Below are 15,752 nucleotides of genomic sequence, written 5' to 3'. Positions count from 1 at the left end.
CTCACTTCGCAGGTATTCCTTGTGGTAACCTGTAAACTAATAATGTTAGGTGGTTTATTTTTCGGGCGGAAACTTACCAGATAATACCCAAGTAGACCAGATATTTAATATTTTTTTGTCAAGAAAATTGAATTAACTAGAGAGTACTCGATGGAAAACAAAAAACTTGCGTCCCGCGTCGGCAAAGTGGCGCCGTTTCAGGTTATGGCAGTTTTGGAGCGTGCCAAGGCGCTTCAGGCCCAAGGAGAAGATGTTATCCATCTGGAGGTGGGGGAGCCGGATTTTGTTGCACCAGCCGCCATAGCGCAAGCAGGGGTTGAAGCAACCGAGCAAGGGAAAACTGGCTATACCTCAGCGACAGGTTTACCGGACTTAAAGCAAAAAATTAGTCAGCATTACGCCAAGCGCTATCAAGTAGAGGTCGACCCTGCTCGTATTATTGTGACACCGGGGGCGTCTGGTGCATTATTGCTCATGTCTTCGCTAATGGTTGAGTCCGGCGATAATGTCTTAATGCCTGATCCTTGCTACCCCTGTAATCGTCATTTCTTAGTGCAGGTAGGGGCAGAGGCTAAGTTAATCGAAACTCAGGCGACGAACGGGTTTGAAATTGAATTATCCAGCTTGGAGCGGCACTGGGACGATGCGACTTCTGGTATGTGGTTAGCATCTCCTTCTAATCCTACTGGAGCAGTATTAAGCCAACAGTATATTAAGCAGGCATGGCAAAAAATTCAAAACTTGGGTGGTCATTTATTGGTGGATGAAATCTACCAAGGCTTGGTATATGACGGAGAAGACTTCACCGCGCTTAGTGTTAGTGATGAGGTATTTGTGATCAATAGCTTCTCTAAATATTTTGCTATGACGGGCTGGCGCTTAGGTTGGCTTGTGGTGCCTGAGTGGGCGGTTGAAGGGGCAACAAAACTGGCACAAAACCTCTTTATTTCTGCACCAAGTATTTCCCAACATGCTGCTCTTAAGGCGTTTGATGATGAAGTCTTGTTAGAGTGTGAGGCACGACGTCAAACTTTAGCTAAGCGTCGTGATGTTTTGTTAGCGGGTATTCAAACTTTAGGCTTGCCTGTTGTCGCGCCAGCTCAAGGGGCATTCTATCTGTATGTAGATGTCTCAAGTGTGGCGAATGACGCGATGCAATGGTGCCTCGACTTGTTAGAAGAGCAAAAGGTGGCCTTAACGCCTGGAGCAGACTTTGGTGTTAAAGATGCGGATAAATATGTACGCTTTGCTTACACCTGTGATGAAGCGCGACTGACCGAAGCTGTGGCGCGAATACAACACTTTATACACAATCGTCAGTACGCAGGCTAACCCCTGCGTCGCATCAACAAAAACCCAGCCAGTAGGCAGATTAAGATAGGGATGATAACACCAATAAAAGGGGGGAAGTCAGCCGCTATGCTCATCCTTCCAAAAAGGTTTAAGCCGTTTTGGAAGGCGAGACCTATCATTACCCCCGAGAAAATCCTTCCCCCCATGGTCGACGATCGTAGTGGACCAAATACGCTAGACAAGGCGACGAGTACCAATGCTAATGAAGCCGCTGGGCGTAGCGTCTTGCTCCAGAACTCAAGCTCGTATGGGGAACTGTCGAGTTTTTGGTCGCTAAGATACATTTGGTAGCTAAGTAATTGGCTTAAAGAAAGCGACTCAGCTTCTTGTGAAGCTAAGAATAGGTGTTCAGGCTTGATGCTCATTTGCCATTGTTTGGTGGCTTGTTTGGTCGCCTCAGTATGGTCATCAAAGAATAGCGTTTCGGTGACGTCATGGAGCAACCATGATGTACCGTCTTGGTGTTGAGCATATTTGGCGCTGGTGGCACTTTTTAGTGTCTGTTCATTAGGCGAGAAGATTTTTATGCCGTAAATCTTTCCCTGATCGTCAGCGGCATCAATATAGATGAAGTTTTCATCAGCTTTTAGCCACACTCCGCCGGTTAATGAGAAAGTACCACTGTTTTGATCTTGCAGCTTTTCAATCAGGTTGGCTTTTTGTTCTGCCGCGGGTGCGACGAACTCTGAAATGCCCATGCCAAGCAAGGAAACCATGAGGATGGGTTGGCATGCCGCCATACCAATGCGCCAGATCGGCATGCCTGCGGCTCGCATAACGGTTAATTCTGAGGTGGAAGCTAAGGTTCCTAGTCCCATTAATGTGCCAATCAGTGAGGCAATGGGAATATACTCGGAGAACTTGCCCGGCATGCGGTACAGTAATACTTGCAACAAAGATTGAACGGTATAGTTGTCATTTACCTTCTTGATTTGTTCAATGAAGGTTAAGGCATAGTCAAGACCGAGCAATACCAGGATCACAATGAAGAAAGCCCATAGCACGCTGCTGGCAACGTATCTGTCTATTTTTTTCATCAGACCTGACCCTCCATGGTTTGCTTGGGTAAGCGCGCTCCACGTCGTTCAAATACTTGGTTATATTGCAAAAAGAGTGCGCCAGCAATCAGCGAAAACAGGCCGTGAATCCACCACAAACCTAATTGGAGAGGGATCTTTTCTTTTTCCAACGCGGTGCGTCCCCAGATGAGTAAAGCAATGTAGAAAATCATCAATAAAATGGCGGGTAGCATTTTGAAGAAGCGTCCTTGTCGAGGGTTTACCTGACTCAAAGAAAGTCCGATGATGGCTAAAATAGGAATCATGATGACCAAGGATATGCGCCACTGCAGCTCGATTTCTTCTAATAACTTATCGCTGTTGATAAGGTGCCAAGTGCTTTGGGTGTAGGGGTCAGTAATCGGGCTCGGAAGCTTGTCTTCCATGCGCACAGCGTAGGTGTCGAATTTAGTGATGCGATAATTGGCGGTGCCTGGATTGCCTTCGTATTGAGTACCGTTTTTAAAGACTAGATAGTTTTCGCCATTTTGTGAGTCCATACGAATCTGTTCGGCATAATCTGCGAAAGTTTGAGTCAGTACATTTTTACCTTGCTGTTTGGTCACCCCCGTCAGAAATATCTGATTCATCCAGCCTTCTGGCGTAAAACTGTCTATATAGGTTGTGCGCTGTCCACTGCCTTGGAAACGGCCTGGTAGCAAAAAATCAAAAGTTGATAATTGGTTTTGTTCTTGGGCGGCTTCTGCCGCTCGATACTCCGCTGTAGGTGCTACCCAAAAATTAATGGCGGCACTGACGCAACCGATAATGGCGGCAATGCCCAAGGTGTAGCCAGCTAACTTTATCTTACTTACGCCACTTGAGAAAAGTACCGACATTTCATTTTCAATGTAGAGTCGTCCAAAGGCCAACAGCAAGGATAAGAAGAACGCTAGGGGTAGGATAGTCTGTATAAAACTTGGTATATGAAAGCCGAGAATGATAAAAAGGAACTCAAAGGTCATTTTACCTTCGGTGGCTCGACCTAAGTAACTGACAAAGCGGCCGCTTAAAATGACAAGAAGTAGAATGAGTGTCACGCCAGCCGTTGACACCAGTACTTCTTTTGCCAAGTATTTGAATAATTTCAAATTCACCTCTAATGAATTGTGCTGTAAATGCGCGTAGAGTTGATTACATATATTAAGTCCCCATTATCTCGTGGTAAGAAGGACATTATCCAGTTTTTTTTAAAAGTATTATGTATAAGGGAGCTCCCATGAATACGGCGTTATTTGATCGCGTATCTAATGTTCAAGCAGATCTGCTTGTTGTTTTTGTCCCAAGTGAAGGGGTGTTGCCTGAGTCAACTGCTTGGGTTGATGGAAATGCTGATGGCCAGCTTTTACAGTTGCGTGAGTCGGGTGTTTTTAAAGCGGGCCTAGGCCAAACACTATTGTTGCCAAGTGTTACACAAGATTTTTCACAGCCTGTTTTATTAGTGGGTCTTGGCAAAGGTGAAGCGTTGTCCGATATGCAGGCGCGCAAAGTCGTTGCAGCCGTTGCAGCTGCAGTGAAAGGTTTGCCATTTGCTGACGTGGCACTGGCTAGCTCGGCCCTACAAGTGAAAAATCGCACTGCTAGTGAAGTGACAGCTTTGGTGGCTCAGTGGTTAAATGAAGGTTTCTATAATTTCTTGGGCTTTAAGCAAGATGATGCTGAGAAAGCGACTAAGGTTACGACACTGTTGCTTGAAGGTAGTGAAGAAAGTGCCTTGAAAATTGGTGCGGCAACCGCGAGCGGTTCAGCATTTGCTCGTCAATTAGGTAATTTGCCGGGCAATGTGTGTACGCCAAGTTACTTAGCTTCGAAAGCGCAACACTTCGAAGAAGAGTATGGCATCGACGTGGAATTACTCGACGAGACGAAAATGGATGAGCTAGGCATGCATTGTCTACTGTCTGTTGGTCGTGGTAGTGATCAGCCTAGTTACTTGATCGTGATGCATTACCGTGGTGGTGAAGAAGGCGATGCTCCTCATGTGTTGCTAGGTAAAGGTATCACCTTTGATACCGGTGGTATCTCGTTGAAGCCGGGTGCCAAAATGGATGAGATGAAATATGACATGTGTGGTGCCGCCAGTGTTTTCGGTACAATGAAAACTATTTGTGAGCTAAAACCGAAGCTGAACTTTACCGCAGTCGTAGCCGCAGCAGAAAACATGCCAAGTGGTCGTGCTACCAAGCCTGGTGATATCGTTAAAACTATGTCGGGTAAAACGGTTGAAGTCCTTAACACCGATGCGGAAGGTCGCCTAGTGTTGTGTGACGCATTGACCTATATTGAGCGTTTTCAGCCTAAATCTGTTGTCGACATTGCCACGCTAACAGGTGCTTGTGTTGTTGCTTTGGGGAGCGTCAACTCTGGTATGTATGCGAACAATGATGATTTGGCCGCCGATCTAAAAGCTGCAAGCCAAACCTCTGCAGACAAAATCTGGCAAATGCCACTGGATGAAGAATACCAGCAGCAACTAGACAGTAACTTTGCGGACATCGGTAATATCGGTGGACCAGAAGCGGGTTCTGTAACGGCGGCGTGTTTCTTGTCTCGCTTTACTCAGTCTTACCCTTGGGCGCATCTTGATATTGCGGGTTCTGCATGGACTGGCGGTGCCGCGAAAGGTGCTAGTGGCCGTCCTGTCGCGTTACTGACTCGTTACTTGTTAGACAAAGCTAACTAATTAACAATAGTTCAATAAGAAGCAGTGCTTGTTTTGCGAGTGCTGCTTTTTTTTGGTCAAAATTTACGCTTTTTTATCCTTGCGAACGTTGGCGTTGGCTAGACTTTTTCGGTCGTCAATGAGAAAGTGGAGCACAACCATATCGAGTGTAACGTTCCGCGTTTGTTGATCGATTCATTGAACTTCATAATTTACACGGTTTTATTTATGTCAGATTTAGCCACACAAGCTGAACAAAGTGGTTTCGAGCCAGACGAAGAAACCTTGATTAGCGCTCTGCGTAATCAAGATGATATTCCTATTTTAATGGATGTGGTGACAGAACAATTAAGCGTCAACCTAAGTCAAGCAGATCATCTACAGCATACTCTTAGTGATCACCCTGCTGAACTAGAGGTGACTGCCAGCGCTGCGAAAGTTGAGGCCGTTGAAAATGCTGCGACAGGCAATGAACCCACAGCTGCGCAGATTTCACAAGCAGTGGAGAGTGTGTTGCAAAAACGTTTGCCGGAGTTGATTTCGGAAGTGTTGCAAGCACTGAATAGCCAGTCTGCTAAATAATCTCTCTAGAAGAATCTAAGTTTGTCGCTTTTTGTCGGCGAAAAGAAGCCGCTGTGTTTTTTTATCTCGCCACAACACGCTATAATCCCTGAAAATTTTATTTATCGCCAAATAACGAGCTTATAAGACACCATAATGGAAAAGACCTACCAACCTCAAAGTATCGAACAACCTATTTATCAACGTTGGGAAGAGGGTGACTATTTCACACCTCAAGGCAACGGTTCGCCTTTTTCTATCATGATACCGCCACCAAATGTTACGGGCAGTTTGCACATGGGGCATGCTTTTCAGCATACCCTTATGGATGCCATGATTCGTCGCGAGCGTATGAAAGGCAGCCGCACCTTATGGCAGCCAGGTTGTGACCATGCGGGTATTGCCACTCAAATGGTCGTCGAGCGTCAGTTGGCGGCGCAAAATGTTACTCGCCACGAGCTGGGTCGCGAAAAATTCCTTGATAAAGTTTGGCAATGGAAAGAAGAGTCTGGCGGTACTATTTCTGATCAGATGCGTGTCCTAGGGGATTCCGTTGCGTGGGATAAAGAGCGCTTCACTATGGACCCCGGCATGTCTGCAGCCGTACAAGAAGTATTTGTGCGCTTGTTTGACGAAGGCATTATTTACCGCGGTCAAAGACTGGTGAACTGGGACCCTGTGCTGCACACTGCGATTTCGGACTTAGAAGTCTTGTCGGAAGAAGAAAATGGCTTCATGTGGTATTTCCGATACCCATTAGCAGATGGTGTGAAAACAGCAGAAGGCAAAGATTATATCGTCGTAGCAACGACCCGCCCTGAAACCATGTTTGGTGATGCCGCTGTTGCGGTGGCGCCAGATGATGAGCGTTTCACAGACTTAGTCGGTAAAAAAGTAGAATTGCCGTTGGTTGGTCGTCGCATTCCTATCGTTGCTGATGAATATGTTGATAAAGAGTTTGGTACCGGTTGTGTGAAAATCACTCCAGCCCATGACTTTAATGACTACGAAGTGGGCAAGCGCCACGATATGCCTTTAATCAACATCATGACAGACGATGCAGCGATCAATGATGTGGCGCCAGAGAAATACCGTGGTATGGATCGTTTCGACGCTCGTAAAGCGGTTGTTGCAGATTTCGATGCGCTAGGTTTACTTGAGAAAGTACAAGACCACAAATTAAAAGTGCCTCGCGGTGAGCGTGGCAACACCGTTATCGAGCCATATTTGACTCAGCAATGGTATGTGGCGGTGGAGTCCTTGGCGAAACCTGCTATTGAAGCCGTTGAAAATGGTGATATCCAATTCGTTCCTAAGCAATGGGAAAACACCTATTTTTCTTGGATGCGTGACTTACAAGACTGGTGTATTTCTCGTCAGCTTTGGTGGGGGCACCAGATTCCTGCTTGGTACGATGCGGACGGCAAAGTCTATGTAGGTAAAGACGAAGCTGAAGTGCGAGCGAAATATAGTTTGGCGGCAGAGGTAGAGCTGAGCCAAGATGAAGATGTACTCGATACCTGGTTCTCTTCTGCTCTGTGGACCTTTGCAACGCAAGGTTGGCCAGAAGAAACTCAGGATTTTGCTGAATTCAGTGAATCCGATGTGTTGGTAACGGGCTTTGATATCATTTTCTTCTGGGTTGCCAGAATGATCATGATGACCTTGAAGTTCACTGACAAAGTACCTTTCAAAACTGTGTACATCACAGGGCTTATCCGTGATGAACGTGGTGACAAGATGTCTAAATCCAAGGGGAACGTTATCGACCCTCTGGATTTGATCAATGGTATCGATATTGAATCACTCGTGGCGAAACGTACCTACGGAATGATGCAGCCGCGCCTTGCCGAAAAAGTTGAGAAAAACACTCGCGAAACCTACCCAGAAGGTATTCAAGCCTACGGAACAGATGCGTTGCGCTTTACTTTGTGCTCTCTAGCGTCAGGTGGACGAGACATTAAGTTCGACCTAAATCGTCTAGAAGGCTATCGTAACTTCTGTAACAAAATTTGGAATGCTACCCGCTATGTGCTGATGAACACAGAAGATCAAGACTGTGGTCAGCAAGGGGCCGAGGTAGAGCTATCGCTTGCTGATAAGTGGATTATTTCTCGCCTACAAAATGCCGAGGAAGCAGTGAATCGTGCTTTCGATACTCATCGTTTTGATCTGGCTTCACAGGCGCTGTATGAATTCATGTGGCACGAGTACTGTGATTGGTACTTAGAGCTTTCTAAGCCAGTATTGTGGGATGAAAGCGCTACCCAAGCTCAACTAACGGGTACTCGCCGTACCTTGGTTCGTGTATTGGAGGCCTTCTTGCGTCTTGCACACCCAATGATGCCTTTCCTAACGGAAGAAATTTGGCAGCGCATTGCTCCATTGGCGGGTGTAACAGGTGAGACCATTATGCTTGCTGAGTACCCACAAGCGGAAGAAGATAGAAAAGATGCAGCAGCAGAAGCCGATGTTGAATGGTTGAAGGGTGTGATTGAAGGTATCCGTAATATCCGCGGTGAAATGAATATTGCGCCTTCTAAGCCTTTGACGGTGCTAATGCGTAATGGCGCAGAGCAAGACAAAGTACGCTTGAATGCCAATGTGACTTTTTTGCAAACTCTTGCCAAGCTAGAGGCTGTGACTTGGTTAAATGCCGGTGACGAAGCGCCAATGTCTGCTACGGCTCTGGTTGGGGATATGGAAGTCTTGGTACCAATGGCTGGCTTGATCGATAAAGAAGCAGAGCTGGCGCGTTTGCAAAAAGAGATCGACAAAGCTTCTAAAGACCTACAGCGTATTCAGGGCAAGCTTTCTAACGAAAGCTTTGTTGCAAAAGCCCCAGAAGCCGTGGTGGCAAAAGAAAGAGCTAAGTGTGACGACTTGCAATTAGCGGTAAGCAAATTGGAAGAACAAAAGCAGTCAATCGAAACGCTTTAAGAAGAACGTTAAAAAAATACAACAAATTAACGCCAGATATCGTGATGATATCTGGCGTTCGCTTACTTTAATAAAAATAAAAAAGAGGCGCTATCTATGCAAAAATTAACAGGTAAGGTTAAGTGGTTTAATGACGCCAAAGGCGTGGGATTTATTGAGCGTGCCGACGACAGTGATGTTTTTGTGCACTATAAATCGATTGCCCTAGAGGGCCATAAAACCTTACGAAAAGGCCAGTCAGTCAGTTTCCAATTAGCGGAAACTGACTTTGGGATACAGGCCGTTGATGTGATGCCCAATGAGAAAGAATCAAAGGTTGCTGCTGGGCAAGATGCTCTACAGGTCATGGGTGGCTAGGCTCATTGATCGTCACCCTCATATCTCTATGAATAGGTTGAATTAGGTTATGGCAGATCAGCCAATAGTGGATCAAGAGACTGATGACGCTAAATGGATGGCTAAGGCGCTTGAATTGGCTGATTTGGCGGCTTCACATCATGAGATCCCGGTTGGGGCTATTGTTGTAAGTCAGGGTGAAATTATTGGAGAAGGTTATAATTCTCCTATTTCACTTTGCGATCCGACGGCGCACGCGGAAATTCAAGCGATTCGGGCAGCCTGCCAAAATACCAATAATTACCGTCTTTCTGATGCCACTTTATATGTCACTCTCGAACCTTGCAGCATGTGTGCTGGCGCTATTGTGCATTCGCGAATTGCTCGGGTGGTGTACGCTGCAACGGAACCCAAAAGTGGTGTGGTGGAGAGTCAAACACGGTTTTTTGAGGTGGATTATATTAACCGTTCGGTCCAAACAAAAGGCGGCGTCATGGCCGATAAAGCCTCAGCTCAGCTAACAAAATTCTTCCAATACCGCCGTGAACAAAAAAAGAAACTCAGACGGGCGTCAAAACTCTCTGAATAGCAGTTTTTTTGCAGATTTTTAGTTTAAATTGCATACTTTTCTAGCCTCTATTTGCCTCATTGTTTTAAAATACGCGCATTATTTCCCCCAAAACTACCAAGTGAGGCAAAACTCAACATGCTAACCCTGCATGGTTCCGCAGCGCTATCGGCGTTTCGTAAGGCAAAGTTATTGGCCAATATGCAAGATGCTGTGTCTACTGTCACAGATATTGACGCAGAATTTCTCCACTTTGTGGAGCTAGTTGATGGTCAAACACTTTCATCCGCACAAGAGGCTGTTCTTCAACGTGCGCTAGCCTACGGTCCTAAATCCTCCCAAGTAAGTTCATCAGAGCAAAGTGTATTAGTCGTTCCTCGTTTGGGCACGATTTCACCTTGGTCTTCCAAAGCAACGGATATTCTTCACAACTGTGGCCTAAGTGCTGTGTCGCGTGTTGAACGCGGTGTGGAATACTTTATTCACAGTGAGAGCCCTCTTAGTCTAGAAGAGCTTGATCTGTTGTCTGAAATGCTACACGACAGAATGACAGAAAGTGTGCTGCCAGCCTTGGCTGATGCCAGCCAAATGTTCTCTCATGCTGAACCTGCTCCCATGACCTGTGTGGACGTGTTAGGTGGTGGTCGTGAAGCTTTGGTGCAAGCTAACCAAACACTCGGTCTGGCATTAGCAGAAGACGAAATCGATTACCTTGTTGATTCCTTCGTAGAGTTGGGGCGCAACCCAATTGATGTCGAGCTTATGATGTTTGCGCAAGCAAACTCAGAGCATTGTCGTCATAAAATCTTTAATGCTTCTTGGACGATCGATGGCGAAGAGCAAGAACGCTCTTTGTTCAAAATGATCAAGAATACCCATGAGCATAATCCAGACGGTACTTTATCGGCGTATAAAGATAATGCTGCGGTGATGGAAGGCCACAAAGCAGGTCGCTTCTTCCCATCACCTGATTCCCGCGAATACGACTTTAGTCAAGAGAATATTGATATCTTGATGAAGGTAGAAACGCACAACCACCCAACCGCGATTTCACCTTTCTCAGGGGCGGCAACAGGTTCTGGTGGTGAGATTCGTGACGAAGGTGCGACAGGTATTGGTGCGAAACCCAAAGCAGGTCTAAGTGGTTACACCGTATCGGATCTGAAAATTCCAGGTTATGTACAGCCTTGGGAAAGTCAGTACGGCAAGCCTTCACGCATCGTGACGCCTCTCGACATTATGATTGAAGGTCCTATCGGTGGCGCAGCATTTAACAATGAATTTGGTCGCCCTAATTTGTTAGGTTATTTCCGTACTTACGAGCAAAGTATTCAAGGACCTTCTCAACCGGAAGTGCGTGGTTACCATAAGCCAATCATGCTGGCGGGTGGTCTAGGTAATATTCGCCGTGAGCACGTTGAAAAAGACGAAATTAAAGTCGGCGCTAAGCTTATCGTGCTAGGCGGGCCAGCTATGCTGATCGGTCTTGGTGGTGGCGCTGCGTCTTCTATGGCCTCTGCGGATGGTAACGAAGATCTTGATTTCGCTTCAGTACAACGTGGTAACCCAGAAATGGAGCGTCGTTGTCAGGAAGTAATCGACCGTTGTTGGCAGCTTGGCGATAAAAACCCAATCAGCTTTATCCATGATGTGGGCGCTGGTGGTTTGTCTAACGCCTTGCCTGAGCTAGTAAAAGATGGTGAACGTGGTGGTAGTTTCGATCTTCGCAAAGTCTTAAACGACGAGCCTGGCATGTCACCACTAGAAATCTGGTGTAACGAGTCTCAAGAGCGTTATGTGATGGCGGTTTCTCCAGATCGTGTTGACGAATTTACGGCGATTTGTGAGCGTGAGCGTTGCCCATTTGCAATCGTTGGTGATGCCAAAGAAGAATTGCACCTTGACGTTGCAGATGAACACTTTGCTAATAAACCTGTCGATCTGCCAATGTCTGTGTTGTTTGGTAAGCCACCTAAAATGCATCGTGAAGCCAACAAAGCAGAGATTGCTGGCGATGACTTTACTGCACTGAATCTTGATCTTGCTGAAGCGGCGGAACGAGTTCTTAACCTACCAACGGTGGCCAGCAAGAACTTTTTGATCACCATTGGTGACCGCTCCATTACGGGTATGGTTGCACGGGATCAATTGGTTGGTCCTTGGCAAGTGCCGGTAGCAGACGTTGCGGTGACAACTTCGTCACTGGACAGCTACACAGGTGAAGCCATGACCATGGGTGAGCGTACACCTGTAGCACTATTGGATGCGCCAGCTTCTGGTCGTATGGCGGTCGGTGAGGCGCTAACCAACTTAGCCGCATCACAAATTACTAAGCGTAATCACATTAAATTGTCTGCTAACTGGATGGCGGCGGCTGGCCATGAAGGAGAAGATGAAAAACTTTACCAAACTGTTAAAGCGGTTGGTATGGAGTTGTGTCCTGCTTTAGATATTGCCATCCCAGTAGGTAAAGACTCTATGTCTATGAAGACAGTATGGAAGGAAGACGGCGAAGAAAAAGCTGTTACTTCACCTCTGTCTTTGGTGATTACGGCCTTTGCTCCTGTGGCGGATGTGCGCAAAACCTTGACACCAGAATTGCAAAACAAAACTGATACTCGCTTGTTATTGATCGATCTAGGTGCTGGCCAAAACCGTCTAGGGGGTTCTGTCATTGCTCAGGTTTACAACAAGCTTGGTCAGCAGGCGCCAGACGTTGATGATGCCGCAGCACTTGCTGGTTTCTTCGACACGACTCAAGCCTTGAATGCGGCAGGCAAGTTGCTGGCGTACCATGACAGATCAGATGGTGGTGCGTTTGCCACCCTGACCGAAATGTCTTTCGCGAGTCACTTAGGTCTAAACATTGATATGGATGCACTGGTAGCAGACGCTGCTCAAGTTGCTCCAGCATTGTTCAATGAAGAGCTAGGTGCCGTTGTTCAGGTCAATGATGCCGATGTCGCAGAAATCATTGCTGCTTATCAAGCAGTCGGTGTACAAGTGAAAGAAGTTGCTACCTTGTCTGGTGATGATTCGATCCGTGTACGTTACCAAGGCGAAGTGTTGCTAGAAGAAACACGTATCAACTGGCAACGTGTTTGGTCACAAACCAGTTACCGTATTCAAGCGCTACGTGATAATCCGGATTCTGCTCAGCAAGAATTTGATAATCTATTAGATGCTAACGACCCAGGTTTGTCTGCTCAAGTGAGCTTTGATCAAAATGCCGACCCAGTAGCAGATCTTATTGCCTCTGGTGTGAAACCGAAAATTGCGGTACTGCGTGAGCAGGGTGTTAATGGTCAAGTGGAAATGGCAGCGGCTTTCCATAAGGCTGGCTTTACACCAGTTGATGTTCACATGAGTGATATCTTATCGGGTCGTGTGACACTGGACGCATTTAATGGTCTTGTGGCTTGTGGCGGTTTCTCTTACGGGGACGTATTGGGCGCTGGTGAAGGTTGGGCGAAATCCATTTTGTTTAACCCGATTGCTCGCGATCAATTCGAATCCTTTTTCCACCGTGAAGATACATTCGCCCTAGGTGTGTGTAACGGTTGTCAGATGCTGTCTAACTTGCACGAACTGATTCCGGGTGCTGAGCACTGGCCGAAATTTGTTCGTAACCAGTCTGCGCAATTTGAAGCACGTCTAGTGCAAGTGGAAGTGCAGAAGTCTAACTCTATCTTGTTAGCTGGTATGGAAGGCTCACGCCTACCAATTGCGGTTGCTCATGGTGAAGGTCAAACTGAATACCGTGACGAGCAAGATATGGCAGCACTGGCTTCAGCTTCGCAAATTGCCTTGCGTTATGTTGATAACTACGGTCAGGCCACTCAGCGTTACCCATTCAACCCGAATGGTTCAGCTGAAGGTGTCACGGGTTTAACCTCTGCTGATGGTCGTGTCACGATTATGATGCCACACCCTGAGCGTGTTTATCGTACGGTTCAGCACAGCTGGCATCCAGCAGATTGGCAAGAGCAAGCGCCTTGGTTGCGTTTGTTCCAAAATGCCAGAAAATGGTTGGGCTAATCGCTATATTTTAAGATGATAGTAAAGACCTTCTAGTCGCAAGATTAGGAGGTTTTTTTTCGACTAAATTTTCAATCAAGGTGGCGATTTTAGTATGAGAGAACTTGTTGCGTTCAATTGCATAGTAACGACCAATGTTACCTTTATGTTCAGAAAGAGCCACGAGTTGCCCATTGTTAAGATCTTCTTCTATTAAGGCGAAAGGGCATAGGGCGATACCTTGTGCGGCAAGAGTGGCCATCTTTAGTAAATGGAAATCTTCATAAATTATTTGTGACGGTTGCACGAGTGACAGCCCTCGGTCTGAAAACCAGTTTTGCCAACCCGTGATGGAATGGTCATGTAGTAAGTCTGCGCTGAGTAAATCCTCATTGGATACAGGCTGTTTAAGTCGCTCGAAATAAATCGGGCTACAAACAGGTAGTGTTTCCCCGGATAGGATCTTCGACTGTAACTGTCCATGATTGGATTCTTTGTCATAACTACCAATCAGCAGGCTGTTTTCGTCAAGATAGTCTGGAGCGGATGAGTGGTAATTAATAATGAGCTTGTATTGCGGGAATGACTCTTTGAATGCAAGCAGTCTAGGCAGTAGCCATGGCTCGATTAAAGAGGGTAAGCAGTAAATAGTAATGGTGTTATTAGGCCTATGTGTTGGCTCGGCAAGTACTTGATTGATGTGATCGAAAGGCGCGGCAAGTTCGTCCGCCAGCTTTTTCCCTTCTGGTGTTACCTTTAACTGCCTACCTTGTTTATAAAACAAGGTGTAACCCAGTTGCGCTTCTAGGCGTTTAATCTGATGACTGACCGCTGACTCAGTTAAGTGTAGATATTCTGCTGTGCGTTTAAGGCTTTTAAAGCGCACCACAAGATGCAATGTATGTAATGCCGCGTAGGGGTGATTCATTCTTCATCTCTGTACAAATTGTCATGTATTAAAAGATATTGTCATTTTATTTGGTTTTCCAGCTTTATTAGTCTTAAGCAAAGTCTCAAACATATAAAGGGGAAGGTAGATGAGTAAAGTGGAAGCGGCCTATCGTGCCGGGGCGGGATCAAAACTAGAGATCAATGAAAGTTTTTATAATGCTCTAAAAGAAGGTAAGACTAAACGTACCTTAGTGGAAACCGTGAAAGTCCCCATGCGCTCGGGCAAAGCATGGGAGGTTCCAGCAGGACATATTTTTCGTATCCGTGTGTCAGAAGGTCCTCAAGTGGGTGACTTTAATATGTGGAATAAACATGATCCGAGAGAAAGAATGTGGGCTTCCCGTAGTCGTCAATTGCAGCGCGCTCATGTCAGCACCCATGATAGATTGTGGTCTACCTTGCCGTTTTTGCGTCCTATGGTGACAATTGTTGATGACAGTCTAGCGGATTATGGAATAGATAATGAAGGTGGTCGAGTACATGATTTACTCGGTACCCGTTGTGATCCTTATGTAAATAATTTACTGACAGGCGAAGACTTTGACTTTCATTGTCATTCGAACCTTGTGCGAGCAGTATTGCCCTACGGACTGACAGAGTTTGATGTGCATGACGTATTGAATGTTTTTCAATGCACAGGTTTAAATGAAGAAGATAAATACTTCATGAAAGCTTGCCCTGCAAAAAAAGGTGATTATTTAGAGTTCTTTGCCGAAATAGATTTGCTCTGTGCTATGTCTTGTTGCCCGGGTGGTGATTTATCTGTGGACCTTTGGGGGCCAAACGCCCAAGACCCACTATCAACTTGTCATCCACTAGAGGTAGAAATTTATAAATTAGAGTCAGCTGCATTAGAAGGATGGGAGCAGCCGAAGCGAGCGGCCTACGCGGGCAATCATGGTTTGAGTTCACCTGCGGTGAATTGGGAGGAAGAGAAAGCCAAGTTAATTCGTTGTGATTGATCGATAACTGTACAAAAAAGGCGAGATCTGATGGTTTAGTGAACAAATAAACAGATTATTTAAACTAACCTCACTTAATTCAAAATTAATTGGTCTTTTTTAAAGAAAAGGGTTGCACTAAATCTGTATATCCTTAATATACGCCCTCGCTGACACGGACAGGGCTTCACTCTGACACAGAGACGAAGTGGCTTAAGTGGTACGGCAACGCTCTTTAAAATAGATAATCAGATAATTTGTGTGGGCGCTCGCTGGAGACTTCAGAAGATCGACTTACTAACTTTGGTTGGTGGTTGATCAAAAAAATTGAAGTCTTACGAGACGTCAAACACGTCAATTCGCTT

The 15,752-nt window shown here is 46.0% G+C and carries 11 protein-coding genes; 8 read left to right on the top strand and 3 right to left on the bottom strand.

Features of this window, described 5'->3' with window-relative positions; all coding sequences use genetic code 11:
• The first annotated feature begins 150 nt into the window (after positions 1 to 150).
• A complete protein-coding gene (locus tag ABJF92_RS00885; RefSeq protein ID WP_446813966.1) occupies positions 151 to 1,332 on the top strand; it encodes an aminotransferase class I/II-fold pyridoxal phosphate-dependent enzyme in 1,182 nt (393 codons plus the stop codon).
• On the opposite strand, the gene lptG is transcribed toward ABJF92_RS00885, so the two are convergent.
• Both lptG and lptF read right to left on the bottom strand, forming a co-directional pair.
• Complete coding sequence (lptG, locus tag ABJF92_RS00880; RefSeq protein WP_446813965.1) at positions 1,329 to 2,390, bottom strand: LPS export ABC transporter permease LptG; 1,062 nt, start codon at positions 2,388 to 2,390, stop codon at positions 1,329 to 1,331. The two genes, ABJF92_RS00885 and lptG, sit on opposite strands and share 4 nt — an antisense overlap.
• On the bottom strand, positions 2,390 to 3,508 hold the full coding sequence (lptF, locus tag ABJF92_RS00875) for an LPS export ABC transporter permease LptF (protein ID WP_446813964.1): 1,119 nt from the start codon (positions 3,506 to 3,508) through the stop codon (positions 2,390 to 2,392). The genes lptG and lptF overlap by 1 nt, the downstream gene beginning before the upstream one ends.
• A 122-nt stretch (positions 3,509 to 3,630) precedes the next feature.
• On the opposite strand from lptF, the gene ABJF92_RS00870 reads away from it, so the two are divergent.
• The 6 genes from ABJF92_RS00870 to purL all read left to right on the top strand — a co-directional run bounded on the left by ABJF92_RS00870 (position 3,631) and on the right by purL (position 13,516).
• A complete protein-coding gene (locus tag ABJF92_RS00870) occupies positions 3,631 to 5,094 on the top strand; it encodes a leucyl aminopeptidase (protein ID WP_446813963.1) in 1,464 nt (487 codons plus the stop codon).
• Positions 5,095 to 5,301: 207 nt separating this feature from the next.
• Positions 5,302 to 5,655, top strand: a complete 354-nt coding sequence (locus ABJF92_RS00865) for a hypothetical protein (protein WP_446813962.1) — start codon at positions 5,302 to 5,304, stop codon at positions 5,653 to 5,655.
• Positions 5,656 to 5,790: 135 nt separating this feature from the next.
• The gene (locus ABJF92_RS00860) at positions 5,791 to 8,574 is read left to right on the top strand and encodes a valine--tRNA ligase (RefSeq protein WP_446813961.1); all 2,784 of its coding nucleotides are present in this window, start codon (positions 5,791 to 5,793) and stop codon (positions 8,572 to 8,574) included.
• A gap of 96 nt (positions 8,575 to 8,670) precedes the next feature.
• Positions 8,671 to 8,931, top strand: a complete 261-nt coding sequence (locus ABJF92_RS00855) for a cold-shock protein (protein WP_446813960.1) — start codon at positions 8,671 to 8,673, stop codon at positions 8,929 to 8,931.
• Between the two features lie 49 nt (positions 8,932 to 8,980).
• Complete coding sequence (gene tadA / locus ABJF92_RS00850; RefSeq protein WP_446813959.1) at positions 8,981 to 9,499, top strand: tRNA adenosine(34) deaminase TadA; 519 nt, start codon at positions 8,981 to 8,983, stop codon at positions 9,497 to 9,499.
• Positions 9,500 to 9,616: 117 nt separating this feature from the next.
• Positions 9,617 to 13,516, top strand: coding sequence for a phosphoribosylformylglycinamidine synthase (purL, locus tag ABJF92_RS00845; protein WP_446813958.1), 3,900 nt, complete (start codon positions 9,617 to 9,619; stop codon positions 13,514 to 13,516).
• 10 nt (positions 13,517 to 13,526) lie between these two features.
• Here purL and ABJF92_RS00840 read toward each other — a convergent pair whose 3' ends face one another.
• Positions 13,527 to 14,423, bottom strand: a complete 897-nt coding sequence (locus ABJF92_RS00840) for a LysR family transcriptional regulator (protein WP_446813957.1) — start codon at positions 14,421 to 14,423, stop codon at positions 13,527 to 13,529.
• A 109-nt stretch (positions 14,424 to 14,532) separates the two neighbouring features.
• Between ABJF92_RS00840 and ABJF92_RS00835 the strand changes: the two genes are divergently transcribed.
• Complete coding sequence (locus ABJF92_RS00835) at positions 14,533 to 15,408, top strand: urea carboxylase-associated family protein (protein WP_446813956.1); 876 nt, start codon at positions 14,533 to 14,535, stop codon at positions 15,406 to 15,408.
• The last annotated feature ends 344 nt before the right edge of the window (positions 15,409 to 15,752 follow it).

The sequence above is a fragment of the Marinomonas sp. genome, from assembly GCF_039940335.1.
GTDB lineage: Bacteria > Pseudomonadota > Gammaproteobacteria > Pseudomonadales > Marinomonadaceae > Marinomonas.
Note: the sequence above shows the minus strand (reverse complement) of the source record. Positions and strands in the feature narration are given on the sequence as shown.

Coding starts and splice junctions, on each gene's coding strand:
- ABJF92_RS00855 (WP_446813960.1), top strand. CDS start 8,671: ATGCAAAAATTAACAGGTAAGGTTAAGTGGTTTAATGACGCCAAAGGC.
- ABJF92_RS00870 (WP_446813963.1), top strand. CDS start 3,631: ATGAATACGGCGTTATTTGATCGCGTATCTAATGTTCAAGCAGATCTG.
- ABJF92_RS00835 (WP_446813956.1), top strand. CDS start 14,533: ATGAGTAAAGTGGAAGCGGCCTATCGTGCCGGGGCGGGATCAAAACTA.
- ABJF92_RS00885 (WP_446813966.1), top strand. CDS start 151: ATGGAAAACAAAAAACTTGCGTCCCGCGTCGGCAAAGTGGCGCCGTTT.
- lptG (WP_446813965.1), bottom strand. CDS start 2,390: ATGAAAAAAATAGACAGATACGTTGCCAGCAGCGTGCTATGGGCTTTC.
- ABJF92_RS00865 (WP_446813962.1), top strand. CDS start 5,302: ATGTCAGATTTAGCCACACAAGCTGAACAAAGTGGTTTCGAGCCAGAC.
- ABJF92_RS00840 (WP_446813957.1), bottom strand. CDS start 14,423: ATGAATCACCCCTACGCGGCATTACATACATTGCATCTTGTGGTGCGC.
- tadA (WP_446813959.1), top strand. CDS start 8,981: ATGGCAGATCAGCCAATAGTGGATCAAGAGACTGATGACGCTAAATGG.
- purL (WP_446813958.1), top strand. CDS start 9,617: ATGCTAACCCTGCATGGTTCCGCAGCGCTATCGGCGTTTCGTAAGGCA.
- ABJF92_RS00860 (WP_446813961.1), top strand. CDS start 5,791: ATGGAAAAGACCTACCAACCTCAAAGTATCGAACAACCTATTTATCAA.